This window comes from Rubricella aquisinus, assembly GCF_014199445.1.
Taxonomy (GTDB): Bacteria; Pseudomonadota; Alphaproteobacteria; order Rhodobacterales; family Rhodobacteraceae; genus Rubricella; species Rubricella aquisinus.
Genome location: NZ_JACIJS010000003.1, coordinates 196,924 through 222,030 on the forward strand (window position 1 = coordinate 196,924; position 25,107 = coordinate 222,030).

General features: G+C 61.3%; 24 protein-coding genes. 18 read left to right on the forward strand and 6 right to left on the reverse strand.

From position 1 onward, the window contains the following. Positions 1–50 precede the first annotated feature (50 nt). Positions 51–653 carry a polyhydroxyalkanoate synthesis repressor PhaR gene (gene phaR / locus FHS89_RS05900; RefSeq protein ID WP_184009524.1) on the forward strand — a complete coding sequence of 201 codons (603 nt, stop codon included), beginning with the start codon at positions 51–53 and terminating at the stop codon, positions 651–653. Here the strand turns inward: phaR and FHS89_RS05905 are convergent, their stop codons facing one another. Next, entirely contained in the window at positions 654–1,418 is a 765-nt protein-coding gene (locus FHS89_RS05905; RefSeq protein ID WP_184009526.1) for an EAL domain-containing protein, read from the reverse strand. It lies immediately after the preceding gene. A gap of 104 nt (positions 1,419–1,522) precedes the next feature. On the opposite strand from FHS89_RS05905, the gene FHS89_RS05910 reads away from it, so the two are divergent. Genes FHS89_RS05910 through FHS89_RS05920 form a run of 3 tightly spaced genes read left to right on the forward strand, consistent with a single transcriptional unit; the run spans position 1,523 to position 4,352 of the window. Then, a complete protein-coding gene (locus FHS89_RS05910; protein ID WP_184009528.1) occupies positions 1,523–2,095 on the forward strand; it encodes a DNA-3-methyladenine glycosylase I in 573 nt (190 codons plus the stop codon). A 40-nt stretch (positions 2,096–2,135) separates the two neighbouring features. Next, complete coding sequence (locus tag FHS89_RS05915) at positions 2,136–2,780, forward strand: DUF3047 domain-containing protein (protein WP_184009530.1); 645 nt, start codon at positions 2,136–2,138, stop codon at positions 2,778–2,780. A gap of 42 nt (positions 2,781–2,822) precedes the next feature. Next, the gene (locus FHS89_RS05920) at positions 2,823–4,352 is read left to right on the forward strand and encodes an AAA family ATPase (protein WP_184009532.1); all 1,530 of its coding nucleotides are present in this window, start codon (positions 2,823–2,825) and stop codon (positions 4,350–4,352) included. Between the two features lie 73 nt (positions 4,353–4,425). On the opposite strand, the gene FHS89_RS05925 is transcribed toward FHS89_RS05920, so the two are convergent. Next, a complete protein-coding gene (locus FHS89_RS05925; RefSeq protein ID WP_246413617.1) occupies positions 4,426–5,127 on the reverse strand; it encodes a DUF599 domain-containing protein in 702 nt (233 codons plus the stop codon). A gap of 83 nt (positions 5,128–5,210) precedes the next feature. On the opposite strand from FHS89_RS05925, the gene FHS89_RS05930 reads away from it, so the two are divergent. From FHS89_RS05930 to FHS89_RS05950, 5 genes are all read left to right on the forward strand, one after another. Then, positions 5,211–6,656 carry an FAD-linked oxidase C-terminal domain-containing protein gene (locus FHS89_RS05930; RefSeq protein ID WP_184009534.1) on the forward strand — a complete coding sequence of 482 codons (1,446 nt, stop codon included), beginning with the start codon at positions 5,211–5,213 and terminating at the stop codon, positions 6,654–6,656. 31 nt (positions 6,657–6,687) lie between these two features. Further along, positions 6,688–7,830 (forward strand): glycolate oxidase subunit GlcE, encoded by a 1,143-nt coding sequence (gene glcE, locus FHS89_RS05935; RefSeq protein ID WP_184009873.1) that lies wholly within the window; start codon positions 6,688–6,690, stop codon positions 7,828–7,830. Positions 7,831–7,841: 11 nt separating this feature from the next. Beyond that, positions 7,842–9,146, forward strand: a complete 1,305-nt coding sequence (gene glcF / locus FHS89_RS05940) for a glycolate oxidase subunit GlcF (protein ID WP_184009536.1) — start codon at positions 7,842–7,844, stop codon at positions 9,144–9,146. 154 nt (positions 9,147–9,300) lie between these two features. After that, on the forward strand, positions 9,301–11,010 hold the full coding sequence (locus tag FHS89_RS05945; RefSeq protein WP_184009538.1) for an AMP-binding protein: 1,710 nt from the start codon (positions 9,301–9,303) through the stop codon (positions 11,008–11,010). 12 nt (positions 11,011–11,022) lie between these two features. After that, complete coding sequence (locus FHS89_RS05950) at positions 11,023–11,904, forward strand: bile acid:sodium symporter family protein (RefSeq protein WP_184009540.1); 882 nt, start codon at positions 11,023–11,025, stop codon at positions 11,902–11,904. Between the two features lie 182 nt (positions 11,905–12,086). On the opposite strand, the gene FHS89_RS05955 is transcribed toward FHS89_RS05950, so the two are convergent. Then, on the reverse strand, positions 12,087–13,400 hold the full coding sequence (locus tag FHS89_RS05955; protein WP_221229300.1) for a glutamine synthetase family protein: 1,314 nt from the start codon (positions 13,398–13,400) through the stop codon (positions 12,087–12,089). 205 nt (positions 13,401–13,605) lie between these two features. Between FHS89_RS05955 and FHS89_RS05960 the strand changes: the two genes are divergently transcribed. From FHS89_RS05960 to FHS89_RS06000, 9 genes are all read left to right on the forward strand, one after another. Then, positions 13,606–14,679: a polyamine ABC transporter substrate-binding protein gene (locus FHS89_RS05960; RefSeq protein ID WP_246413619.1), complete on the forward strand. Its 1,074-nt coding sequence runs from the start codon at positions 13,606–13,608 to the stop codon at positions 14,677–14,679. A gap of 3 nt (positions 14,680–14,682) precedes the next feature. Then, the gene (locus FHS89_RS05965) at positions 14,683–15,771 is read left to right on the forward strand and encodes a polyamine ABC transporter ATP-binding protein (RefSeq protein WP_184009544.1); all 1,089 of its coding nucleotides are present in this window, start codon (positions 14,683–14,685) and stop codon (positions 15,769–15,771) included. A gap of 322 nt (positions 15,772–16,093) precedes the next feature. Continuing rightward, complete coding sequence (locus tag FHS89_RS05970; protein WP_246413621.1) at positions 16,094–16,987, forward strand: ABC transporter permease subunit; 894 nt, start codon at positions 16,094–16,096, stop codon at positions 16,985–16,987. Then, the gene (locus FHS89_RS05975; protein ID WP_184009545.1) at positions 16,987–17,814 is read left to right on the forward strand and encodes an ABC transporter permease subunit; all 828 of its coding nucleotides are present in this window, start codon (positions 16,987–16,989) and stop codon (positions 17,812–17,814) included. Before FHS89_RS05970 ends, FHS89_RS05975 begins: the two co-directional genes overlap by 1 nt. Beyond that, the gene (locus tag FHS89_RS05980) at positions 17,811–18,215 is read left to right on the forward strand and encodes a GNAT family N-acetyltransferase (protein ID WP_184009546.1); all 405 of its coding nucleotides are present in this window, start codon (positions 17,811–17,813) and stop codon (positions 18,213–18,215) included. Before FHS89_RS05975 ends, FHS89_RS05980 begins: the two co-directional genes overlap by 4 nt. Before the next feature lie 88 nt (positions 18,216–18,303). Next, positions 18,304–19,155 (forward strand): 3-mercaptopyruvate sulfurtransferase, encoded by an 852-nt coding sequence (sseA, locus tag FHS89_RS05985; RefSeq protein ID WP_184009547.1) that lies wholly within the window; start codon positions 18,304–18,306, stop codon positions 19,153–19,155. Then, positions 19,152–19,655, forward strand: a complete 504-nt coding sequence (locus tag FHS89_RS05990) for a GNAT family N-acetyltransferase (protein WP_184009548.1) — start codon at positions 19,152–19,154, stop codon at positions 19,653–19,655. Before sseA ends, FHS89_RS05990 begins: the two co-directional genes overlap by 4 nt. Positions 19,656–19,669: 14 nt before the next feature. Continuing rightward, positions 19,670–20,857 carry an amino acid aminotransferase gene (locus FHS89_RS05995; RefSeq protein WP_184009550.1) on the forward strand — a complete coding sequence of 396 codons (1,188 nt, stop codon included), beginning with the start codon at positions 19,670–19,672 and terminating at the stop codon, positions 20,855–20,857. After that, a complete protein-coding gene (locus tag FHS89_RS06000) occupies positions 20,854–21,774 on the forward strand; it encodes an ornithine cyclodeaminase family protein (RefSeq protein WP_184009552.1) in 921 nt (306 codons plus the stop codon). The genes FHS89_RS05995 and FHS89_RS06000 overlap by 4 nt, the downstream gene beginning before the upstream one ends. On the opposite strand, the gene FHS89_RS06005 is transcribed toward FHS89_RS06000, so the two are convergent. The 3 genes from FHS89_RS06005 to FHS89_RS06015 are packed head-to-tail and all read right to left on the reverse strand — an operon-like array spanning position 21,707 to position 25,072. Beyond that, positions 21,707–24,424 (reverse strand): ATP-binding protein, encoded by a 2,718-nt coding sequence (locus tag FHS89_RS06005; protein WP_184009554.1) that lies wholly within the window; start codon positions 24,422–24,424, stop codon positions 21,707–21,709. The genes FHS89_RS06000 and FHS89_RS06005 overlap by 68 nt on opposite strands. After that, the gene (locus FHS89_RS06010; RefSeq protein ID WP_184009887.1) at positions 24,424–24,708 is read right to left on the reverse strand and encodes a hypothetical protein; all 285 of its coding nucleotides are present in this window, start codon (positions 24,706–24,708) and stop codon (positions 24,424–24,426) included. The genes FHS89_RS06005 and FHS89_RS06010 overlap by 1 nt, the downstream gene beginning before the upstream one ends. Beyond that, positions 24,698–25,072 (reverse strand): response regulator transcription factor, encoded by a 375-nt coding sequence (locus FHS89_RS06015; RefSeq protein ID WP_343051353.1) that lies wholly within the window; start codon positions 25,070–25,072, stop codon positions 24,698–24,700. Before FHS89_RS06015 ends, FHS89_RS06010 begins: the two co-directional genes overlap by 11 nt. Positions 25,073–25,107 lie beyond the last annotated feature (35 nt).

Below are 25,107 nucleotides of genomic sequence, written 5' to 3' on the forward strand. Positions count from 1 at the left end.
GTCAAGCGGTTAGGATGCTGCGCAACAAAAATCATAATGGAGGACGCCAGATGAGCGCGAAAGAGACCGATCAGAAGGCCCCCATCGTCATCAAGAAATACGCGAACCGGCGGCTCTACAACACCAAGAAGTCCACCTATGTGACGCTGGAAAACCTTGCCGAGATGGTGCGCGAGGGCGATGATTTCGTGGTCAATGATGCAAAGACAGGGGAGGATATCACCCGCTCTGTCCTTGCCCAGATCATCTTTGAAGAAGAGGCCAAGGGGCGCAACATGCTGCCCACGAATTTCCTGCGCCAGTTGATCCGGCTTTACGGGGATACGCTACAGGGGTTCGTGCCGGGGTATCTTGACGCGTCGATGGACACGTTCACCAAGAACCAGGAAAAGATGCGCGAGCAGGTACGCACCGCTTTTGATGCCAATCCCGCCATTGCGAATTTTGAGGTGATGGCGCGCTCGAACATGGAATGGTTCGAGAATACGGTGCGCATGTTCTCCCCCTTTGTGGGCGCAAGCGCGGATAAGGCTACCGAAGCGCCCAAAGCGGCTGAGGAAAAATCCAAGACCAAAGAAGTCGAGTTGGACGAGTTGAAAAACCAGCTTGCCGCGATGCAGGAGCAACTTTCCGACCTCGTGAAAAAGGGCTGATCACGCGATCCGCCGCAGGAACGGCTCCGCAAGCAACAACTTGCCGGGTCGGTCCGTCGGGCGGCCAAACAGGAAGCCCTGCAACGCATCCGCGCCCGCATCAATCAGCCAATCGGCGTCCGCTTTCGTCTCCACCCCTTCGGCCACGACCATCAGGTCAAAATGCTGCGCGATAGAGATCAGCGCGCGGCAGATCGCTTGCCTGTCATGGTCATCCGCGACCCCGTGGATCAGTTGCCAATCCAGTTTCACGCCGTCAAACGCGCCAGTCAGGAAATGCCGGACAGAGGAATACCCCGCCCCGAAATCGTCGATCAGCACGGTCAATCCTGTGGCGCGGAAACTGCGCAGCGCGATCAGCATCGCGTCGGTGATCTGACTGGCTTCGGTCACTTCAAGGATCATGCGATCCGCGATGCGGGACGGCAGCGCGGCGATCCGTGCCTGAATGATCGGGTTGGTCAGATTTTCGGGATCCATATTCACCGACAGGCGCAGCGTTTCCGACCGGTCAAGGATGCGCACGGCAAGGTCCAGCGCCAGCGCATCCACCTCCGCAATGATGCCAGCGCGGCGGGCCACCGGGATAAACACATCCGGCGGCAGGATCGCGCCCGTCTCATCGCGCAGCCGCAAAAGTGCCTCGTGAAACGCAATGGTCGGGCCGCCTTGGGTGCGCAGCACAGGCTGGTAATGCAACTCGCCCCGCCCATCCAACAGGGCATTCACGGATCGCATGTCCTGCGTACTCAATGCAGTGTTCATGAATTGGGTCTCTTGCATAGCGCACTCTCCAGATGGGGGAATCGGTCGTGACTTTGATTAAATGTTCCCTTATTGTTCTAACGATGGGTTAACGGAGTTTGAAAATGTGTGAGCGCTGCCCGTGGTGCGGGACCGATCCGATCTATGTCGAGTATCACGACACCGAATGGGGCGTGCCGGAATATGACAGCCGCGCGCTGTTTGAAAAACTCGTTCTCGATGGATTTCAGGCCGGGCTAAGCTGGATCACCATCTTGAAGAAGCGAGACAATTTCCGTACGGCCTTTGACGGGTTCGATCCCCACATAATCGCTGAATGGGGGGAGGAGGAGGTCGCGCGCTGCCTTGCCGATCCCGGCATCGTCCGCCACCGGGGAAAGATTGAGGCGACCATTGGCAATGCCCGCGCGTGGCAGCAGATCGAGGGGCGCGAGGGCTTCTCGGCCTTCCTGTGGTCCTATGTCGATGGCGCGCCCCTACAAAACAGCTTCGCCACCATGGCGGAAGTGCCGCCAGAAACGCCAGTGTCCAAGCAGCTCTCGAAAGACCTCAAGAAAACCGGGTTCCGGTTTTGCGGCCCGACCATCGTTTATGCATTTATGGAGGCCGTGGGCATGGCCAATGACCATCTGACGACCTGTCCCCGGCATGAGGCGGTCAAGGCGCTGGCGCGATAGCGGATTGCCGAACGGATGCGGCGGCCCATATCGTTAAATCATGATGAAGGTTCTCGCCACCCTGCTGATCCTGTTGCCCGCCAGCGCCATGGCGCGCGGCGCCGTCCCATTTGACGGCACATGGGAGCGGATCACCTTTCCGTTTCAGACAGCGACCCGCTTTACGGAGCAGGGCGAAGACATGATGATCGAAGGCGATGGCAGCGTCTCGATCGCATGGCGGCAGCTTGATCCGGTGTTCTGGCAGGCGGATCGCGCATCCTGGACGGTCGATATCCTGCAATCGGTCCCCGCGACGGACCTGTCGCTCAAAGGCGGCGATGATCGCAACCTGTCGCTCTATTTCGTGTTCGCGGGCGACGATACGGCTGCGCGTGCGCAGCGCGGCGCGTCCTTGGCACGGGTTCTGCGGCAGGATGATGTGCGGGTGCTGCTTTACGTCTTTGGCGGGACGGCGGCGCGGGGTGCGCAGTTCGACAGCCCCTATATGGATGGGAAAGGCCGCGTGATCATCAAAGCGCCGGCAGAGGCGGGCACGTTTTCGGAGGATGTCGACTTAGCCGCCGATTTCGCGCAGGCGTTTTCCGGGCCGCGGGGCAATCTGATCGGCGTGGCCCTCTCCACGGACAGCGATGACACCGATACTCAGGTGCGCGCCATGGTCAGTGACCTCACCTTGCGCTAACCGCACTGGCGCCGGGCGGCGAAGCGTCTTAGGGTCCGCGCCATGACGACTGCACTCACTTTATCCTCCGATCAGGCCGATGCGTTTGACGCGATTTCCGACCTTTTGGCGAAATCGGGCGTCGATCTGGTGAACGGACTGCTGCAACCGCCCAAGGACGGGGGCGCTGGTCAAGTGTTCGCCATTCTGGGCAAGGCGGGATCGGGCAAGACGGCCCTTCTGGCGGAGCTGGTGCGCGCGCTCAACGATGCCGGGGTGGACACGATCAGCGGCGATTGGGAGGGACGTAAACGCAAGGATAAGCGCACCCTTGCGATCCTTGCCCCGACCAACAAGGCGGCCTCGGTGCTGCGCAATCGCGGCGTGGCCGCAACGACGATCCACCGCATCCTCTACACCCCCATCTATGACCCGGAATATGAGAAAATCGCCGAGTGGCTCGCGGGGGAGCGGGATCGCCCCACGGTCGAAGGGCTGACGGATGAGGCGCTCGACCGCGCCCATGCGTTCTATCAGACCGTGCCGTCTATTCCCGGTGCGCTCGCGACCGCAGGTCTGCGCGGCTCAGATTTTATCACTGGCTGGAAACGCCGCGATGACCCGCTTGATATCGGTTTCGTGGACGAAGGGTCGATGCTCGATGAAAAGCAGTTCGAGGATCTGAGCGAGATTTTCAGCACACTTGTCCTGTTCGGGGATCCCGCACAGCTTGCCCCCGTGGGGCAATCGGGCAGCATGGTGTTTGACGCGATGCCAGAGCCGCGCAAGCGGGAATTGGGCCGTATCCACCGGCAGGCGGCGGATAACCCGATCCTTGACCTTGCCCATGCGCTCGCGGACCCGGAGGTCGATTTCCAGCGCTTCGAGCGGATGGTGGAGGAGGCCGCGTCCCGCGACGCGCGCGTCGTCGTCTCCCCCCGTGCCGATGCGGCCCTGATGGCCCGCTCTCCGATGCTGGTGTGGCGCAACGCGACGCGCATTCGCCTGATCCATGCGTTCCGCGCGGCTTATGGTGCGCCTGAAACCGCGCTTTTGCCAGGTGAGCCGCTGATTTGCGACGGGATCGAACTGCCGCTCAAACACCGCAAGAAACGGATCGACCTTGAGGCGCGCGGCCTCATTAAAGGCGCGCAAACCATCTATCTTGGCGAAGGGCGCAAGCCCGGCTTCTCCCGCCTCCATGTCGCCGGTGCGGAGGAGCCGCAGGTGAACGCGGCCACCATCATCAAAATCGAAAAACCGGGGGAGGAGGAGCCGTTTATCCCCTCTGCCGCACGCATGGGGGCCGCTTTCATCCATGGCGCGGCCTGCACGATCCACAAGGCGCAAGGCTCGCAATGGCGCGATGTGCAGGTGTTCGCGCCTGACCTCTACACCGCCGCGCGCATGGGCCGGATGGAGGCAGGGCTGCCCCTGTGGAAACGGCTTGCCTATGTTGCCATCACGCGGGCGGAGGAGCGGCTGTTGTGGGTCACGCAGTACCGGCTTGCCCGCCCCACGACCCCGCTTGGCACCGACGATCTGAAAGCGGACGCCACACCTGCGCCGCTCACACTGACGTCTGAGACGTAGAGAGCCACCCGGTTTCTTTTTTCCCTAAATACCTCACGCGCAAAGCGCACCGACGCGCCAGCGGCGGTTTCTGTCAGTCTTCCAAAAGCGCATTGCGGGACATGGAATGAAACTCCCGCCGCCAGATCACGGCAACCGTGACAAAAGTGCTCACGATCAGCGGCACCGGGCCAAGCAGCCATGCCAGTGAGGCCAGCGCGAAATAGATCGCGCGCAGGCCCCGGTTAAAGCTGCGTGCGGCATAATTTGCGACCTTGGCCGCGCGTTTGGCCATCTTTTGTGCGGCGTCTGGCTCGTCATGCGCGGGCACCGCTGCCATCACCGTCGCGGCATAGCCAAACAACCGGTTGGCCCAGACAAACCGCATGAAGGCGACCGTCAGCGCAAGCACCAAAACCAGCAGCTTCGCTTCCACCAACACCCTAGGCTGCGCCAGTTCAGGGGAGATATCGCCCGCCAGCATATTGAGCGTCTCCGCCTGCGCCAGCAGCGCCGCACCACCGCCGATTGCCAGCATGGTGGTCGAGCCGAAAAATGCCGTCGCTTGCCGCAATCCGTTGATGATCTGCGCGTCAAAGATGCGCACATCGCGCCGCGCCATCTCCATCATCCAGTGTTCGCGGTATTCATCCATCAATTGATGGGTGGATTTGCGGGCGCTGGACGGATGCTCCACACGCAGGCCAATTGCCGCCCAGCCGATGCAAAATATGCAGATTGCGAGGATATCCAGCATCGAAAAGACGGTCAGGGACATGCCTGTGAGTTCATTCATGGTGGGGCGCTCCCGAATCCTATCGACAAACCGCGAAATTGGTCATATAAACAAACCAATTCAGCCAGTAGGAGGCCCAGACCATGGAAATGCCCGCCCCCGATGCCCGCATCCTGTCGCGCAAGGCGCAGGTCGTCCAGCGCTTGCTGACGGTTTTGCCGAAAGATGCGGTTATTCATGAGGAGGCGGAAACCCGCGCCTATGAATGCGACGCGCTGACGGCCTATCGATGCCCGCCCATGGTGGCCGTTTTGCCTTCAAACACGCAGGAAGTATCGGACGTGCTGCGCATATGCCATCAGGAGGGTGTGCCGGTCGTGCCGCGCGGCTCTGGCACGTCGCTCGCGGGCGGGGCACTGCCGACGGCGGACTGTGTGATCCTTGGCGTCGCGCGGCTCAATGACGTGCTGGAAACGGATTACGACAACCGCATCATCAAGGTGCAGTCGGGCCGCACGAACCTCAGCGTTACGGGTGCCGTGGAGGAGGAGGATTTCTTTTATGCCCCCGATCCATCCAGCCAGCTTGCCTGTGCCATCGCGGGCAATATCGCGATGAATTCGGGCGGCGCGCATTGCCTGAAATATGGCGTGACCACCAATAACCTTCTGGGTGTCACCATGGTGATGATGGACGGTACGGTTGTGGAAGTGGGCGGCGCGCATCTGGATGCGCCGGGGCTTGATCTTTTGGGCATCATCTGCGGCTCCGAAGGGCAGCTTGGCGTCGTGACCGAAGCGACGCTGCGCATCCTTCATAAGCCCGAGGGCGCGCGCCCGGTCCTGATGGGGTTTGATGATAACGAGGTTGCGGGCGCTTGCGTCGCAGACATCATCAAAGCGGGCGTTCTGCCCGTCGCCATCGAATTCATGGATCGGCCCTGCATCGAGGCGACGGAGAAATTCGCGAAAGCGGGTTATCCCGATTGCGAGGCCCTGTTGATCGTGGAGGTCGAAGGCTCCGACGCAGAGATCGACGAGCAGCTATCCGTCATCATGGACATTGCGCGCAGCCACAACCCGGTGGAACTGCGCGAATCCAAATCGCCCATGGAATCCGCTGCGATCTGGAAAGGGCGCAAATCCGCCTTTGGTGCGATGGGTCAGATCAACGATTATATGTGCCTTGATGGCACGATCCCGGTGAGCCAGCTTCCCTTTGTCCTGCGCCGCATCGGGGAGATGTCGAAGGAGTATGGCTTGAAGGTCGGCAATGTGTTCCACGCAGGCGACGGGAACATGCATCCCTTGATCCTGTTTGACGCGAACAAACCCGGCGATCTGGAACTGTGCGAAGCGTTCGGCGCGGACATCCTCAAGCTCTGCGTTGAGGTCGGAGGCTGCCTGACCGGGGAGCATGGCGTGGGGATCGAAAAGCGTGATCTGATGTTCGATCAGTTCAACCCCGAGGACATGGAAGCACAGCTAAAGATCAAGGATGTGTTCGATCCGCAATGGCTGTTGAACCCGGCTAAGGTGTTCCCGCTTTCCGTCACCGAAACCCGCCGTACGCCGATCGCGGCTGAGTAAGCCCTCCTGTTTGAAAGTGTGAATGATGACGCTGCAACCGCGCTCTGAATCTGATTTGTCGGAGGCCGTGGCCTCTGCTTATGCCGCGAAAACCCCGCTTGAGATTGTGGGCGGTGGCACGCGCCGCACCCTTGGCGGGCCAGTGCAGGCGGCTGACACGCTCAGCACGGCGGGCCTGTCGGGCATCACGCTCTATGAGCCGGGGGCGCTGACCATCGTGGCGCAGGCCGGCACACCGCTGGCGGAGGTTGAGGCCGCGCTCAAGGCGGAAAACCAGCGCCTGCCCTTTGAGCCGATGGATCACCGCGCGCTACTTGGCACCGAAGGGGAGCCGACGATTGGCGGTGTTGTGGCCGCGAATGTCTCCGGTCCGCGCCGGTTTCAGGTGGGCGCCTGCCGCGACAGCCTGATCGGCGTGCGCTATGTGGACGGGCAGGGGACCGCGATCAAAAACGGTGGCCGCGTGATGAAGAACGTCACCGGCTATGACATCGTGAAACTGATGGCGGGCAGTTACGGCACACTCGGTGTGCTCAGCGAAGTGTCGTTCAAGGTGCTTCCCGATACGGCCCATTCGTCCGTCCTGCTGTTTGAGGGTCTGTCTGATGTGGATGCGGTTGCCTGCATGTGCGCCGCGATGGCCACACCCTATGAGGTGAGTGGGGCGGCCCATTTGCCCGTGGGCATGGACGGCGCGCCGGTGACGATGCTGCGCCTTGAAGGGTTCGAGAAATCGGTGGCCTACCGCGCGGGCGAACTGGCCAAGGCGCTGGCGCATTTCGGCACCCCGAAGGTGGAGAGTGACCCGGACAAAACCGCCGCGGGCTGGCGCTATATCCGGGATGTCGAGGCGTTTGCCGGGCAGCCGGGCGATGTGTGGCGCGTCTCCGTCAAACCGACGGATGGGCCAAAGGTGGCTGCGGCTGTCGGCGCGCAGGGCGTGGTTTATGACTGGTCCGGCGGGCTGGTCTGGCTGCTGGTGGGGGAGGGGACGGATATTCGCCCAGCTCTTGCCGGGATAGCGGGGCATGCGACGCTCATTCGCGCGTCTGCCAGCACCCGCGCGGCGATCCCGGCCTTTCACCCTGAAGCGGCACCATTGGCGAAAGTGACCGCCGGGCTGCGCGCGCAATTTGACCCTGCGGGGATTTTGAACCCGGGCCGGATGGGCTGAGGAGTAAGACAATGCAAACCATGTTCACCCCCGACCAATTGACCGACCCGGATTTCAAACGCTCCAATGAGGTGCTGCGCACCTGCGTGCATTGCGGCTTTTGCACGGCGACCTGCCCGACCTATCAGGTGCTTGGGGACGAATTGGACAGCCCGCGTGGCCGCATCTACCTGATCAAGGATATGCTTGAGAATGAGCGGGTGCCGGATGCGAAAACAGTCAAGCATATCGACCGCTGCCTGAGCTGCCTTGCCTGTATGTCCACCTGCCCATCGGGTGTGCATTACATGCATCTGGTGGACCATGCGCGCGCGTATATCGAGGAAAACTACAAACGGCCTTGGGACGAGCGGGCGCTGCGCTGGATCCTTGCACTGATCCTGCCTTATCCGATGCGGTTCCGCGTGGCGCTCCTGTTTGCAAAGATGGGCCGCCCGTTCAAATCGCTGGTGCCCGATGCACGATTGCGCGCGATGTTGGAAATGGCCCCGAAGGACGTGCCGCCCCCGTCACTCAATGATGATCCACAGGTGTTCCCGGCCTATGGCGAGCGGAAAAAGCGGGTGGCCCTGATGACCGGCTGTGCGCAAAAGGCGCTGAACACCGACATCAACGATGCGACTATCCGCCTGTTGCGCCGCCATGGCTGTGAGGTCGTGATCGCTGAAGGCATGGGCTGCTGCGGGGCGCTGACGCATCACATGGGCAAGGTGAAGGAAAGCCACGGCACCGCCGCGAAAAACATCCGTGCTTGGGCGCGGGAAATGGATGGCGAGGGGCTGGATTACATCGTCATCAACACGTCCGGGTGCGGCACCACGGTCAAGGATTATGGCCATATGTTCCGTGAGGATGCGCTTGCGGAGGACGCCGCGCGCGTGTCGGAAAAGGCGCGCGATATCTCCGAAGTGATGATCGAACTGGGCCTCACGAACCCCGAGCCGCCCCAGCCGTTGCGGGTCGCGTATCACGCGGCCTGCTCGCTTCAGCACGGCCAGCAGATCAAGGATTTCCCGAAACAGCTTTTGCGCAACGCGGGCTTCAAGGTGGTCGAGCCGAAAGACAGCCATCTGTGCTGCGGCTCTGCGGGCACCTACAACCTGATGCAGCCGGAAATTTCGGGCCAGTTGAAGGAGCGGAAGGTCAACACGCTTGAGGCCACAAACCCGGACATTATCGCGGCGGGCAATATTGGCTGCATGATGCAGATCGGCTCTGCCATCGGGGTGCCGGTGGTGCACACGGCGGAGCTTCTGGACTGGGCCACCGGCGGGCCGAAACCCCGCGCGATGGTCGAGGCGGAAGAGCGCGGCTGACCCAGGCCTGCCATATTCAACATTAAAGCCCTGTAAATCTGCTGATTTGCGGGGCTTTTTTGCACGAAAGCCGCAATTTACCTTGCGGCACAGGACTTACAAAAATTTCCACCCTGTTTAATGTCGGAAAAAAAATGACAACTGGGAGGAAACGATGCTTGAGAGCCCCCGTCCGTGGACGGCGTTTTATAGTGCGTCTGTCCGCAAGGATATCGACGTGCTGCCGTTCCGCAATATCGGCGATTTCGTCACCGCGATTGCATCGCAATATGAAAAGCAACCGGCCTTCACGACCTGCCTTGCAAACGGCATGAACGGCACGCTCACCTTTGAGCAGGTCGATGAGATGTCCGACGCGCTGGCCGTGTATCTGCGGGAGGTCGCGGGGCTCGATACCGGGGATCGTGTCGCGGTGCAGATGCCCAATTGCTTGTCTTATCCCATCGCCGCTCTTGGCGTGTTCAAGGCAGGATGCGTTCTGGTCAATGTCAATCCGCTCTACACGTCCGAGGAGATGGCCAAGCAGTTCGAGGATGCAACGCCATCCGCCGTCATCGTCGTGGACCTTTTTGCCGATAAGCTGACGGACGCGATGCATGGGCATCCGATCCCGAATGTGATCGTGACCCGTGTCGCGGAGTTTTTCCCGCGCGCGCCGCAATGGATTGTCGGGTTGGTCCAGAAATACTGGGACAAATCGGTCAAGCCCATTGATCTGCCCCATATCCGCCTGCCCGATGCGTTGAAAGCGGGCCGGGCCAAGCATGACAGCGCCCATAACACGATCGAGCGGTATCGCAGCACGGTAGAGCCGGATGACGTCGCCTGCCTGCAATACACGGGTGGGACAACAGGTGTGTCCAAGGGGGCGATGCTGTCGCACCGGAACATCCTGATGAATATGGAGCAGACGATGGAACTGCTCCCCACCATTGAGAAGGGCAAAGAGATCGCGCTGACCGCGCTGCCGCTCTATCATATCTTTGCGTTTACGGTGAATTTCCTTGGGTTTTATTCCATCGGGGCGCGCAACATCCTGATCCCCAATCCGCGCCCGCTCACGAATGTAAAGCGCGCGATGGAGAATTATAAAATCACCTGGATGAGCGGCGTGAACACGCTCTTTAACGGGTTGAGCAACGAGCAATGGTTCCTTGACACGCCGCCCAAGCATCTGAAATTCGCATCCTCGGGCGGGATGGCATTGCAGACCTCCGTCGCGCAGCGGTGGGAGGAGATTACGGGCAAGCCGGTGATCGAAGGTTACGGCCTGACGGAAAGCTCCCCCGTGCTGACCTTCAACCCGCTAGGCAAATCCCGCGAAGGCTCCATCGGGGTGCCGGTCCCGTCGACATATGTGAAATGCGTCGATGAAGCGGGCAATGAAGTGCCGCAGGGCGAACCGGGTGAGGTCGCGGCCTATGGCCCTCAGATCATGCTTGGGTATTGGAACAAGCCGGAGGAAACGGCCAAGACGATGCGCGATGGCTGGCTGTTGACCGGCGATATCGGCACGATGGATGCGGATGGCTATTTCCGCATCGTGGACCGCAAGAAGGACATGATCCTCGTCTCCGGCTTCAACGTCTATCCCAACGAGATTGAGGACATCATCGCAGCCCATCCGGGCGTGAATGAGGTCGCCGTGATCGGCGTGCCGGATGGGGCAGCGGGAGAGGCCGTGAAAGCCTTTATCGTCAAGCAGGATGATGGCTTGAGCGTCGATGACGTGCGCGCCTACTGCAAGAAACATCTGACGAATTACAAGGTGCCCAAGCAGGTGGAGTTCCGTGAGGAGCTGCCGAAATCGAATGTCGGTAAGATCTTGCGCAAGGATCTGCGCGCCGAAGAACTCGCGAAATAAGGAGCTGAGGACATGGTTGGACAGTTTGAACAGTTGATCCTCGCCCTGATGATTTTCGTCATCATGCTGGGAATGGGGGCGTCGCTGACGCCGCGCGATTTCTTCCTTGCTCTGAAGCGGCCCTATGGGCTTGCCATCGGGGTCGCGTCACAATTTGGCTTCATGCCGCTAATCGGCTTCTTGCTGGCGATCACATTGCCGGTGTCGGACCCCATCAAGGTCGGCATTCTCATCATGTCCTGTATGCCGGGCGGAACCACGTCGAACATCTTTGCCTATTTCTCCAAGGGCAATCTGGCGCTGTCGGTCTTGATGACGGTGACATCGACGGTGTTTGGCGTGGTGATGATCCCGCTGGTGCTGGTGATTTATGCCGGGGCGCTGGACCTTGATATCCCGCGCGAAAACATCATTGCGACGCTGGTGCTGCTGCTGGTGCCTGTGGCGATTGGCATGGTGCTGCGCAAGATCAACGCGAATATCGGGGCGGTGACCGAGTTTTTCGGCTCCATGCTCGCGCTGTTCTTCATCGCGTTCCTGATGATCTCATGGGTGCCGCGCAACTGGCAGTTCCTGATGGACACAAGCTGGGCCACATATTTCGGGGCGATCACGCTGGGCCTGTTCGGCTTTGCGCTGGGCTATGGATTTTCGGTGTTGCTGCGGCTTCATCCGCGCAATGCGCGCACCATTGCGCTAGAGACAGGCATTCAGAACGGCCCATTGGCGATCGCGGTGATCGCGTTCACCTTCCCGATGGATGAGCAGCAGGCGATCATGGCGGTGCCTGCCCTCTATTCGCTGTTCATCGTGATGACATCCGCGATGGTGACACTGTGGTTCCGGCGGATGAATACGGCGAATGAGGCACCGTTGCCGAACGGGTTGCTATAAATACACCCTAAGCCGGATCAGCGGCCGCCCGGGGTGGCCGCTGGAACACTGAAGCAGTGCGCTTTATCGTGCCAGGTTGGAAAAACGTGGTGATGACTGCAAGCGTTGCAAAGCGGCCGCCTGAGGGGCGGGCGGCCGCTGAACCGGCGCCTTCGGCTTGATTCCGGTTCATTTTCTTTTCTTCACACGTTCAGCAACAGATGCTCCCGCTCCCACGGGCTGATCACGCGCATGAATTCCTGATGCTCGGCCTGTTTCACCGCGCAGAACGTATCCACGAATGTGTCCGTCAGCACCCCGCGCAGGTCTGTGCTTTCCGACAGGGCCGTCACAGCGTCAAGCAGGGAGCCCGGCAGATCGGGCGCGCGGTTATAGCTGTTCCCGGTCACAGCAGGGCGCGGGGCGATCTGCTGCTTGAGGCCGAGATACCCGCAGGCCAGCGTCGCGGCCAGCGCGAGATAGGGGTTTGCATCCGCGCCCGCGACCCGGTTCTCCACCCGCCGCCCGGCAGGCTCTGAACGCGGAATGCGCAGGCCCGTGGTGCGGTTGTCCATCCCCCAATCGAGGTTGTTGGGGGCCGACAATTCCCCGGCTAAGCGCCGGTAGCTGTTCACATAGGGTGCCACCAGCGCGGTTGCCGCATAGAAATGTGTCTGTTGCCCGCCGATGAAATAGCCATGCTCCGGCGTCGCCTCCCCCGTGGTGGGATCGGAGAAGATGTTTTGCCCCTCCGCATCCGTCACGCTCATATGGATATGCATCGCAGAGCCCGCGTGATCGCCATAAGGCTTGGCCATGAAGGTCGCATGGGTGCCGGAGCGCAGCGCGGCCTCCCGTATCAGCCGCTTGAAGAAAAACACCTCATCGGCCAGCGCAATCGGCGCGCCATGCTCAAGATTGATCTCAAGCTGGGCAGGGCCCGCCTCCTGAATGATCGTGTCGATCTGGAACCCCTGCGCATCGGCATAATCATAGATCAGCTCGATAATAGTGTCGTATTCATCGACGGAACTGAGCGAATAGCCTTGCGACCCACGCGACTGGCGGCCAGACCGGCCAATGGGTGGCTCCAGCGGGTAATCGGGGTCGGTATTGGGCTTGCAGAGGTAGAATTCGATCTCCGGCGCGACCACGGGATACCATCCCTCAGCCTCATATAGCTCCACCACGCGACGCAACACATTGCGGGGGGCAACACTGTGCACTTTTCCGTCTGCGGTGAACGCATCATGGATCACTTGCAAGGACGGATCGTTCGCCCATGGCACGGCGCGGGTCGTCTCCAGATCGGGAACCAGCACCAGATCAGGATCGGTATAGAGCGCTTGCCCCACATCCTCTGCCCAATCGCCGTTGATGGTGGTGAAAAACGTGGAGGTCGGCAGGTTCACCCCTGCTTCCTTGAGGAATTTGCCCGCTGGCATCACCTTGCCCCGTGCGATCCCGGCCAGATCGGCAATGGCGCATTCGACCTCTTCAATCCCATGGGCGCGCATCCAGTCCCGCAGATGATCCAATTGGTCATCGGGCGCCACATCGGCAAAGTTGGGGGAGGTGTCGAGGCTTACTCGGGTTTGGGCTGACATTTTGTTGCCTTCCGCGCATATCGTTTGAAGTTTCGCGGCCTTTCGCTACCATCATAGGAAGTGTGATGAATCGACGCCAGCAGGGAGTGTCACAAACATGAAAACCACAGTCACAATGACCGCAGCCATCCTCGTTGCCGCGACCGGTGTCGCGTCCGCGCAGGAGCGTGTGCTTAACGTCTATAACTGGTCCGACTATATCGCGGAGGACACGATCGCGAAATTCGAGGAGCAGTTCGGCGTCAAGGTCAACTATGACGTTTATGACAGCAACGAAGTGCTTGAGGCGCGTCTATTCGCGGGCAATACCGGCTTTGACGTGGTGGTGCCGACCTCCGACTTCCTACGCCGTCAGATCGGGGCCGGGATCTACCAGCCGCTCGATAAATCCAAGCTGCCCAACCTTGCCAATATGGATGCGGGCCTGATGGCCAATGCCGCTGCCTATGACGCGGACAACACCCATGCCGTGGTCTATATGTGGGGCACGACGGGCATCGGCTATAACGCTGGGAAAATTGCGGAAATCCTTGGTCAGGATGCGCCGACGGATAGCTGGTCTCTGGTGTTTGATCCTGAGATTGTATCCCAGCTTGCCGAATGTGGCGTCTCCCTACTGGATGCCCCGACAGAGATGTTGCCCGCGGCGATGAACTATCTCGGGCTTGACCCGCGCTCCACCGACCGGGCCGATTTCGAGGCGGGTGCCGAGTTGTTGGAAAGCGTGCGGCCCCATATCCGCTATTTCCATTCCTCCCAATACATCACCGATCTGGCGAATGGCGACACCTGTGTCGCGGTGGGATGGTCCGGCGACGTGTTTCAGGCACAGGCCCGCGCGGCAGAGGCAGAGAATGGGGTCGAGATCGCCTATGTGATCCCGAAAGAGGGCGCTTTGCAGTGGTTTGACATGATGGCGATCCCGGTCGATGCGCCGAACCCTGACCTTGCCCATGAATTCATCAACTTCGTGATGGACGCGCAGATCACCGCCGATATCACCAATTATGTTTGGTACGCGAACGCAAACGCGGCCTCCATGCCGTTGGTCGATCCAGAAATCACGAGCGATCCGGGCATTTTCCCGACTGAGGAAGCCAAGGCCCGCCTTTGGGGGGCTGAGGTCTACGACTCGCGGACGGACCGGATCGTGAACCGGCTCTGGACCCAAGTTAAGACAGGTCAATAAGGCGTGACCGCGCCGATCATTCGCCTGCGGAATGTCGTCAAAACGTTTGGCGACTTTACCGCAGTCGATGACCTGAGCCTCGATATCGACGCCGGGGAGCTGTTTTGCCTCCTCGGCGGTTCTGGGTCTGGCAAATCCACATTGCTGCGCATGCTGGCGGGGTTTGAAAGCCCCGACAGCGGCACGATTGAGATCGACGGCAAGGACATGCGCGGCGTCGATCCCGCAGACCGCCCGGTCAACATGATGTTTCAGTCCTACGCGCTGTTTCCCCATATGACCGTGGCAGAGAATGTGGGCTATGGCTTGCGCCGGATGGGGCTGGCAAAGGCAGAGGTCGCCACCCAAGTGGCGGAGATGCTGAGGCTGGTGAAGCTGGAGGCGCTGGCGCAACGCAAACCGCACCAATTGTCCGGCGGCCAGCGGCAACGCGTGGCGCTGGCGCGCGCATTGGCGCGCAAGCCAAAGGTGCTCTTGCTCGATGAGCCGCTTTCGGCGCTGGACAAGAAACTGCGGGAGGACACGCAGTTCGAATTGATGAACATCTTTGACGCGACCGGCACGACCTTCATCGTGGTGACCCATGATCAGGAAGAGGCGATGGTGCTCGCCACCCGGATCGCGGTGATGGATGCGGGGAAATTCGTGCAGGTGGACACACCGCGGCAACTCTACGAGTTTCCTAAAACCCGCTTTGTCGCGGATTTTATTGGCAACATTAACCTTTTGGAGGCAACGGTGACAGGCCCGGGCCGGTCGGAGGGGCTTGCTGCCTTGCATTGCGAGGCTTTGGGCGCGGTGGAGGCTGCCTGCGATGGGGAGGTGCCGCCTGCTGGGGCGCATGTCTGGCTCGCCGTGCGCCCGGAAAAGATCGCGCTGTCCACGGACACCGCCGCCCCCGGCTATGACGCGGTCGTGGATGATCTGGGCTACAGGGGCGGCGATACGCAATATCGCTTGCGCACGGCAAGTGGCGCGGCGTTGAAGGTCACGAAACCCAATACCGAACGGCAGGGCCAACGGCCCGTGGACTGGGACACGCCGGTGCGGATCGCCTTCGCGCCCGAGGCTGCACTGGTGTTGCGCCAATGACGGGTGGCGCTCCCGCACGTCGCTGGCCCTTACGGGCCGCTCCCTTTGGGTCGGGCGGCGCTGCGCGCCGTTTTCCTGCACTGAGGTGCCTGAGGAACAGGCTGTTCCTCAGGTCACCTCGTCAAGGATGGGACACGATTCGCCCGCGCCTCAAGGGTGAAGCGCCTGTCGGCGCCGGCTCCGCCGCCCTTGACCCGCAGCCGAATCGCGCACGCCCCGTTTCTTTTTTCCCTAAATACCTCCCGCCGGAGGCACCCGCCGCGTGGCACACGCGGCGGCCCGGCCCAAAGGGAGCGTCAGCGACGTGCGGGAGCACCCCTCGATGACCATGCGCGACCGGATCAGTGGCGCGCTGGGCCGAAGGCTTGTCATAGGAACCCCTTTCCTGTGGCTCCTTATTTTCTTTCTGGTGCCGTTCGGGATCGTGTTCCTTGTCTCCCTTGGTGCGCCAGAGTTTGGCGTTCCACCCTATTCGCCTGCCTTTGAGTGGGATGGGGGGGTGCCGCGCTTTGTTGGCTCTTTCGACAACTACATCTTCCTGACCGAAGATGACCTTTATTGGATCGCCTATCTCGGCTCGGTTAAGATCGCGCTGGGGGCCACACTCCTGTGCCTTCTTGTCGCCTATCCCATGGCCTATATGATCGCGCGGGCCGAGCCAGGGATGCGCAATATCCTCCTGATGCTGGTCATCCTGCCGTTCTGGACCTCCTCGCTCCTGCGCATCTATGCGTTGATGGGCATGTTGCGGCAGGGTGGGTTCATCAACTCGGCCCTGATGGGACTAGGCATCACCGATGCGCCGATCCAGATGATGCAGACCGACTTCGCGGTCTATCTGACCATCGTGTTCACCTATCTGCCGCTGATGGTGCTGCCGCTTTATTCCACGCTGGAGAAACTCGATGGCAGCCTCTTGGAGGCCGCCGCGGACCTTGGCGCCAATTCGTTCCAGACCTTCTGGACCGTCACGCTGCCATTGTCTTTGCCCGGTATCCTTGCAGGGTGTCTTTTGGTGTTTATCCCGGCGGTGGGGGAATTCGTGATCCCTGATCTGATGGGTGCACAGGACAGCCCGATGATCGGCAACGTCCTGTGGGGCGAGTTCACCCGCAACCGCGATTGGCCCGTGGCCTCTGCCGTGGCGATTGCGATGCTGGCCCTGCTGGTGATCCCGTTCATGCTGTTGCGGAACACCTCCGCGTTGAGGGACTGATGCGCTGGGTGATGCTTATATTGGCGCTGGCGGGGTTTGCGCTCCTTTATGTGCCGCTGTTGATCCTCGTGATCTATTCGTTCAACGCCAGCCAGTTGGTCAGCGTCTGGGGCGGCTGGTCAACCCGCTGGTATGTCGAGCTTTGGTCGAATGAAGCAATTCTAGATGCGGCCTTCGTATCACTTCAGGTGGCGGTGCTGTCGGCCACGATCGGCACGGCCTTCGGCACATTGATCGGATATGTCCTGAGCCGGTTCGGCGGCTTTCGCTTGCGCACCGTATTCACGGCCATGGCAACGGCCCCCATCGTGATGCCAGAGGTGGTGACAGGTCTGTCGCTCCTGCTGCTGTTCATCTCGATGGAGCAACTGATCGGCTGGCCTGCCGGGCGGTCCGTCACGACCATCGTGATCGCGCATGCGACCTTTGGCATGGCCTTTGTCGCGGTGGTGATCCAGACGCGTCTTGCCGGGTTTGACCGCTCGATTGAGGAGGCCGCGCGGGATCTGGGTGCCCGCCAGCCGCAGATTTTCCTTGGGATCACGCTGCCGGTGATCGCGCCTGCACTCATTTCCGGTTGGCTGTTGGCGTTCACGCTGTCGCTCGACGATCTGGTGATCGCGAGCTTTGTCAGCGGGCAGGGGTCGAGCACGCTGCCGATGGTGATCTATTCCAAGGTGCGATTGGGTGTCAGCCCCGATGTGAACGCGCTGGGAACCATCGTCATCGCGGCCGTGGCGCTTGGCCTCTTCCTTGCCGCGTGGATCATGCGCCGTGGCGATGCGAAGCGTAAGCGGGAAGAGGCCCGCGCGATGGCAGGTCAATGATCCTGAGTGACAGGCGGCCAAGTGCCGCTGAGGCCGCGTCCTTGCGCTCCGTGACCGGTTGGGGCGCTGTCGATGAGGCGGCCCTTGCCCGCTCCCTCGCGGCGTCACCCCATTGCCTGTCCGCATGGGACGGCGCGCGGCTGATCGGGATGGTTCGCACGGTCGGGGACGGGGTGATGTATCTTTATGTGCAAGACTTGATCGTCGATCCCGCCCATCGCGGACAGGGGATTGCCGAGGCGTTGATGGAGCGCCTGATGCGCACGATCCGTGCGGAGGCCCCCGCTGGCCTGACCGTCGGCCTGATGGCGGTCGCGGGGCTTGAGCCATTTTATGCGCGACATGGCTTTGCCGCCCGGCCCGAAGGGCGCTATGGCGCGGGGATGACCCTGTTTTTGTGACCGAATGGCCGATGGGCCGCGCCTGCGCCTTGATCGGACGGGCGGGCGACGCTATGCCAATTGAGACCGATAGGCAGGAGAGACCCCAATGGCTGCAACGTCCGCTTCCCCCCTTGTGAGCACCGATTGGCTGGAACGGCACCTTGGCGCGCCGGATGTGCGTGTGCTGGACGCAAGCTGGTATTTGCCTGCCGAAGGGCGGGATGGGCGCGCGGAATATGGCCAGCGGCACATCCCCGGCGCACGCTACTTTGACATTGACGAGATTTCGGACAGCAGTTCCGACCTGCCCCATATGGCCCCGCCGGTGGAAAAGTTCATCTCCCGGATGCGGGCGATGGGCATTGGCGATGGGCACCGGGTGATCGTCTATGATGGGGCGGGCATGTTTTCTGCCCCGCGGGTGTGGTGGCTGTTCCGACATTTCGGGAAAGAGGATGTCGCGGTGCTGGATGGTGGCCTGCCCAAATGGATCGCGGAAGGACGGCAGACCGAAGATTTGCCGCCCCTGATGCGGGACCGTCACTTCACTGCCCGGCGCAACGCGTCGCTGGTGCGGGATGTGACGCAAGTGGCGCGCTCCGTGAAACTCAAGGACGAGCAGATCGTCGATGCGCGCTCCCCCGCCCGGTATCGCGGGGAGGAGCCAGAGCCGCGCCCGGGCCTGCGCGCGGGCCATATTCCTGGCTCTCTCAATGTCTATTACCGTGACCTTCTGACCGAACAGGGCACGCTGAAATCGCGCGATCAGTTGCGCGACGTGTTCGAGCGGGCGGGCGTCGATCTGGCGCGCCCGATCACCACGACCTGTGGCTCAGGCGTGACCGCTTCTATCCTTGCGCTGGCGCTGGATGTGTTGGGCCACAAGCAGACCGCCGTTTATGATGGTTCTTGGTCGGAATGGGGCATGTATCCCGACCTCAAGGTCGAGACGGGATGACGCGAGAGGTCGAATACGTCGTCACCGATCTGGAGATGCGCACCCGCCCGGCGGAGCGTCTTGCCTTGCCCGATGACACACGCATCGGGGAAGTGGGCGCGGATCAGTTTCTGCGCCTCTACCGCACCGTCGGGGGCCCCTATGAATGGACCGATTGGCTTGCCCGCCCGGCGGCGGAGGCTGAGGCGCATTATGCCCATCCCGACCGCCCGATTTACGTTTTGATGCGCGACGGGCGGGAATTGGGCTTTTGCGTGCTCGATTTTGTTTATGATGATGGCGCGGACCTTGCCTATTTCGGGATGATGCCGGACGCGGTGGGGCAGGGGCTTGGCAAGCCGTTCCTCAACTGGGCGATCCATCAACTGTGGGATCGAGCGACCGCCCCGCTTGTGACCGTGAACACCTGCACGCTTGATCATCCCAGCGCGCTGCCGCTTTACCAGAAGATGGGATTTGTCCCGGTCGGCACCGACACCCGCCGACGCATGATTGCCTGAAAAGGAGACCGCCCATGTTTGAGGCGCTGAAGCCCCAACCCGCTGACAAGATTATCGCCCTGATCGCCGCCTATGCCGCCGATCCGCGGGAAGGAAAGATCGACCTTGGTGTCGGTGTCTATCGCGATGACAGTGGCACGACGCCGATCATGCGTGCGGTGCGCGCCGCGGAGACGGCCAATCTTCAGGCCGAAACGACCAAGACCTACAATCGCCTGATTGGCGACGCGGCGTATCTCGCGGCGGTCAAGCCGCTGGCGGTGGGAGACACGGTTGACCTTGCGCGCGTCACGGCCTCTCAGGCGCCCGGTGGGACAGGCGCGCTGCATTGCCTGTTTGAGTTGTGCAAACTGGCGCGGCCCGGCGCGCGATACTGGATTTCCGATCCAAGCTGGCCGAACCATGAGGCGATCTTGCGCCATATGGGCCTGCCGATTGCGAAATACCCCTATTATGACGAGGCCACGGGTGCTGTGGATTTCGACGCGATGATGGCCGCGCTCGATGATGTGCAGGAAGGCGATATCGTGATCCTGCACGGCTGTTGTCACAACCCCACGGGAGCCAATCTGGACCTTACCCAATGGGCGGCGTTGACGACCCATGCGGCCCTGCGCGGCTGGGTGCCGCTGATTGATCTGGCCTATCTGGGCCTGGGCGATGGGTTGGAGGAGGACGCTGCGGGCTACCGCTCCATGGTGTCGCGCCTGCCTGAATCGATGATTGGTCTGAGCTTTTCCAAGAATTTCGGGCTCTACCGGGATCGGGCCGGGGCCGCGATTGTCGTGGCAGAAACGCCGGAGGACGCGGGAATGGCCGAAGGTGCCTTGGCCGCGATCAACCGGCTGAACTATTCCTTTGCCCCGCACCATTCCGCCGCGATCGTGGCGACCGTGCTGGGTGACGCGGATCTGACGGCGGATTGGCAGGCAGAGCTTAAGGACATGCGCGAGCGTGTCACTGGCCTGCGCGTTGCCCTTGCGGAAGCGTTGAAGCGGGAAACAAACTCGGACCGGTTCAATTTCATCGCAGAACATCGCGGCATGTTCTCTCGCCTTGGGCTGACCCCGGCGGAGGTGGAAACCCTGCGCGCGGAGCATGGGATCTACATGGTGGGCGACAGCCGGATGAACATCGCGGGCTTCCATCCTGACGATATCGACCGCTTTGCCAAAGCGGTGGCAAAGACGATCCGCCCATGACCAGCATCCCCGTCATCGGGCCGGATGACGTTGCGGGCCGCATGGATTGGGTGCGGCTTTGCGATGCGATGGAGGCTGGGCACAAGGGCACGAAAGCTCAGATCGGGGATCAGTTCCTGACCCGCGGCGACGACATACTGTTGTCCCGCGCGGCATGGATCGACGGGCTTGGCGTTGGCGTGAAATCGGTCACGGTGTTTCCGCAGAATGTCGCGGCGAGCCTGCCGAGCGTGCAAGGCGGGATGCTGGTCTTTGACGACACGACCGGCGCGCCGGTCGCCCTGATCGACAATGCGCTCATCACCTATTGGAAAACTGCCGCTGACAGTGTTCTGGGCGCGCGGTTTCTGGCGCGGAAGAATGCGCAGCATCTATTGATCGTTGGCGCGGGCCGGGTCGCGCAATCGCTGATCGAAGCCTATCCGGCGGTTCTGCCCGGTATTCAAAAGATCACCGTCTGGAACCGGACGCGATCCCGTGCGGAGGCGCTGCGCACGCTGCATCCGCATATCGAGATCGCGGATGACCTCTCGGAGGCGATGGCAGAGGCTGATATCATCTCCACCTGCACGTTGACAAAAACGCCCATCATCGCAGGGGCCGATTTGCGCCCCGGTCAGCACCTTGACCTGATCGGCGCGTTCACTGCCGACATGCGAGAGGCGGATGACGCGGCCCTGCAACGGGGCCGTATCTTTGTGGACAGCTTTGACACCACGCTTGACCATATCGGGGAGTTGAAAATCCCGATTGCCGCGGGCGTCATCTCACGCTCCGATGTGTTGGGTGACTTTCGCGATCTGGCAGCGGGAAAAGTCGGGCGGCAGTCAGACGGCGACATCACCGTGTTCAAGAATGGAGGGGGTGCGCATCTTGATCTGATGACAGCGCGGGTGATCCTCGACGCGGCAGGCTGATCCGGAAGGTGGCACCCGGCCCTTTGCCGGTCACGCTCAATTCTCCGCCCAGATTGCGCATGATCTCCCGGCTGATCGGCAGGCCTAGCCCCGCGCCCCCCGCAAGGGTCGTCTCCCCCAGACGCGCGAATTTCTCAAACACCCGCTCCCGATCCACCGGGGAAATACCGGGGCCGTTGTCGGAGATATCAATCTCCAGCACATGACGGCTGCCGCCAGTGCTGATATCAATCCGCGCAGGATCGCCCCGGCCATATTTGACCGCGTTCGAGATGACGTTGATGAACACCTGCGCCAGCCGGTCAAAATCAGCCTCCACCACATCGGGGGCTTGTTTGGGCCGGGTCAGGGTCACGTTATGCGCGGTCAAAAGAGGCTCTGTCGCGGCGATGGCATGGGTCAGGACCGCATCAAGGGTTACATCCTCCCGCCGCAGGGTGATCTGCCCGCCCTCCAGCACGCTGATATCAAGGATTTCATCCAACAGCCGGGTCAGCCGCTGGCTCTCATCATGGATGATGGAGATAAAGCGTTTCGACTTTTCAGGCGGTATATCCGCGCCTTCGCGCAGGATTTCCGCAAAGGAACGGATGGAGGTCATCGGCGTGCGCAACTCATGGCTGACCTGACTGAGGAACGCATCCTTTTGCACGCCAATCGCCTTGAGCTGCACATTGGCGCGGCGCAACTGTTCTGCGGTTTCCTCAAGCTCGTTGGACTTTTCCTCCAGCCGGTGGGTGTATTCCATGATCTGCGCGGTCTCATCGGCCATCCGCATCAGCGTGCCGACGGTCACAGCGCCATAACCTGAGATTTGCGTGACCATCGCGTGGGCCGCTGCCGCCCCGATCACCCCGGCGAGTTCCCGCTCCAGCCGCTGTGTCAGGGTGGGGTCGGCATCGGGCAGGCCGTAGGGTTTGCCCTGCGCGCGCGCCGCCTCGGTAAACATCTCATGCGCTTCCTCCCGTCCCAGAATGCGCTGCGCCAATTCAAACAGATCCTCGGATTTCGCGGTGCGTTGCAGCGCCATGCCGGGCCGATCTGCGGTGCGCTTGAACACATCGGTGAACACGCCAGCCTGTAGGGTCTCCAGCGCACGGGGGCGGGAAAACAACGATCCGGCGATGAGCGCGCCGATATTCACGGTCATGCTCCAGAACAGCGCATGGACCAGCGGATCGGAGAAATCCTCGCCAAACAGCGCCTGCGGTCGCAAGGCTTCGATCCCGAAGGGCCCGGCCTCGATCAGTGCGGCATTGAGCAGGAACGCACCCTCGAAGCTGGGCAAAAACAGCGTATAGGCCCAGACCGCAAACCCCGATGAGACGGCAAGGATCGCCCCTGTCCGCGTCGCCCCCTGCCAGTAAATCCCCGCGATTACGGATGGCAAAAGCTGCGCCGCGCCGCAAAAGGCGATCAGGCCGATACTGGCCAATGAGCCGGTGCCGCCGGTGAGCCGGTAGTAAATATAGCCAAGCGCCAGAATGACCGCGATGCTCATCCGGCGCGCGAGCAGCAGAACCCGGCGAATGTCCCCGCTGGAGCGTGTGTCATGCCGCGCAATGGCCAGCCAAATCGGAATGACGATATGGTTCGACACCATCGTCGACAGCGCGATGGTTGACACAACCACCATCGACGTTGCCGCCGAAAACCCGCCCAGAAACGCGAGCAGCGTCAATCCGTTCTGCCCTTGCGTCAGAGGGACGGTCAGTACGAAGAGATCGGGGTTGGAGCCTTCGGGCAGCAGGGTCATGCCCGCAATCGCGATGGGCAGCACAAAAAGGGAGATGACAAAAACATAGAGCGGAAATGCCCATCCGGCGGTGGCCAGATGGCTCTCATCCACATTCTCCACCACGGTGACCTGAAACATCCGCGGCAGGCAGATCACAGCAGTGGCGGACAAAAACACCAGCGTCGCCCAGCGTGCGCCGAAGATATCTTCGCTCAGGAGGGCGGGTTGCGCGAGATTGGAGAACACATCCCCCGGCCCGTCCGATAGCCAGAACACGACGTAAAGCCCAACGCTGGTCAGTGCCACCAGCTTGATCACGGCTTCAAGCGCGATAGCGGTGACGACCCCGTAATGCCGCTCGTTCACATCCACATTGCGGGTGCCAAACAGGATCGCAAACACCGCAAGTCCCGCTGCGATCCAGAATGCGGTCACATCACCGAATTCAAGTGCGGCTTCTTCAGGTGGCAGGAACACCTTGAAGCTGACGGTCAGGGATTGCAGTTGCAGCGCGATATAGGGCGTCGTTGCGATCACGAGCATCACGGTCACGATCACCCCGATCCGGGTGCTTTTGCCATAGCGGGAGGACAAAAGATCCGCGATGGAGGTCGTGCGCTGCTCACGCGCGATACGCACCAGCTTGCGCAGGATGAACCACCAGCCAATGAACACGAGCGTCGGTCCGACATAGATCGCGGCAAACTCGAGCCCATTGCGCGCTGCTGACCCGACCGCGCCGTAATACGTCCATGCCGTACAATAGACGGAGATCGACAACGTATAGACCAGCGGGGAGCGTAACCAGCCGAACTGCCCCCGCCGCGCCCGTTCCTCCGCCCAATAGGCAACGCCGAACAGCACGATCACATAGCCGACGCAAACAGCAATGATGAGGTCTAGGGTCAGCATCAGCGGGAGGACGGCGGCGGGGGCGTGGCCATGAGCTTTCGCGACAGCAGCCGTGCAAACAGGATCAACAAAGCCCACGCGCCAAATAGATAGAGCACGGAAGAGGGAATGCCGAACAGCCCCTGCCCCCCGGTAAACAGATTGGCAAAGGGTGGCATCATCGCCACCGCGCCAATGAGCGGCAGCAAAAGCGCTGCATCATAACGTCGCCTGCGCCCGCGTGGCGCGAGGGATCGCGGATCGGTCGCGCTGTCCACAGGAGGGGAGGAAGGCTCAGCCGCCATCGGCCTTCTCCTGCCCGACCATCTGACGCACATGCGCCACGATCTCCGCGTTAGAGAACGGCTTGGTCACAAAGACTGTGGCGCCCAGTTCCATCGCGCGGTCGCGGTCCTTGCTTTGGCCCTTTGCGGTCAGCATCATCACGGGCATGTCTGCATGAGCATCCGAGCCGCGCAATTGGTTGAGAATGTCAAAGCCCGATAGGCTTGGCAGCATCACGTCAAGCAGCACCACATCCGGGTTAAAGGCCGCTATCCGGTCAAGTGCGGCGGCACCATCGGCGACCGTTGCCACCTCAAACCCGTCCCGCTCCAGCAGGAAGATCAGCGATTCAACAATGTTCGCTTCGTCTTCGACGATCAGCACACGCTTCAATGCGTTTCCCTCCCCGGGATGGGGGG

Coding starts and splice junctions, on each gene's coding strand:
- phaR (WP_184009524.1), top strand. CDS start 51: ATGAGCGCGAAAGAGACCGATCAGAAGGCCCCCATCGTCATCAAGAAA.
- FHS89_RS05905 (WP_184009526.1), bottom strand. CDS start 1,418: ATGAACACTGCATTGAGTACGCAGGACATGCGATCCGTGAATGCCCTG.
- FHS89_RS05910 (WP_184009528.1), top strand. CDS start 1,523: ATGTGTGAGCGCTGCCCGTGGTGCGGGACCGATCCGATCTATGTCGAG.
- FHS89_RS05915 (WP_184009530.1), top strand. CDS start 2,136: ATGATGAAGGTTCTCGCCACCCTGCTGATCCTGTTGCCCGCCAGCGCC.
- FHS89_RS05920 (WP_184009532.1), top strand. CDS start 2,823: ATGACGACTGCACTCACTTTATCCTCCGATCAGGCCGATGCGTTTGAC.
- FHS89_RS05925 (WP_246413617.1), bottom strand. CDS start 5,127: ATGAATGAACTCACAGGCATGTCCCTGACCGTCTTTTCGATGCTGGAT.
- FHS89_RS05930 (WP_184009534.1), top strand. CDS start 5,211: ATGGAAATGCCCGCCCCCGATGCCCGCATCCTGTCGCGCAAGGCGCAG.
- glcF (WP_184009536.1), top strand. CDS start 7,842: ATGCAAACCATGTTCACCCCCGACCAATTGACCGACCCGGATTTCAAA.
- FHS89_RS05945 (WP_184009538.1), top strand. CDS start 9,301: ATGCTTGAGAGCCCCCGTCCGTGGACGGCGTTTTATAGTGCGTCTGTC.
- FHS89_RS05950 (WP_184009540.1), top strand. CDS start 11,023: ATGGTTGGACAGTTTGAACAGTTGATCCTCGCCCTGATGATTTTCGTC.
- FHS89_RS05955 (WP_221229300.1), bottom strand. CDS start 13,400: ATGCGCGCCCATGGGATTGAAGAGGTCGAATGCGCCATTGCCGATCTG.
- FHS89_RS05960 (WP_246413619.1), top strand. CDS start 13,606: ATGACCGCAGCCATCCTCGTTGCCGCGACCGGTGTCGCGTCCGCGCAG.
- FHS89_RS05970 (WP_246413621.1), top strand. CDS start 16,094: ATGACCATGCGCGACCGGATCAGTGGCGCGCTGGGCCGAAGGCTTGTC.
- FHS89_RS05975 (WP_184009545.1), top strand. CDS start 16,987: ATGCGCTGGGTGATGCTTATATTGGCGCTGGCGGGGTTTGCGCTCCTT.
- FHS89_RS05980 (WP_184009546.1), top strand. CDS start 17,811: ATGATCCTGAGTGACAGGCGGCCAAGTGCCGCTGAGGCCGCGTCCTTG.
- sseA (WP_184009547.1), top strand. CDS start 18,304: ATGGCTGCAACGTCCGCTTCCCCCCTTGTGAGCACCGATTGGCTGGAA.
- FHS89_RS05990 (WP_184009548.1), top strand. CDS start 19,152: ATGACGCGAGAGGTCGAATACGTCGTCACCGATCTGGAGATGCGCACC.
- FHS89_RS05995 (WP_184009550.1), top strand. CDS start 19,670: ATGTTTGAGGCGCTGAAGCCCCAACCCGCTGACAAGATTATCGCCCTG.
- FHS89_RS06000 (WP_184009552.1), top strand. CDS start 20,854: ATGACCAGCATCCCCGTCATCGGGCCGGATGACGTTGCGGGCCGCATG.
- FHS89_RS06005 (WP_184009554.1), bottom strand. CDS start 24,424: ATGCTGACCCTAGACCTCATCATTGCTGTTTGCGTCGGCTATGTGATC.
- FHS89_RS06010 (WP_184009887.1), bottom strand. CDS start 24,708: ATGGCGGCTGAGCCTTCCTCCCCTCCTGTGGACAGCGCGACCGATCCG.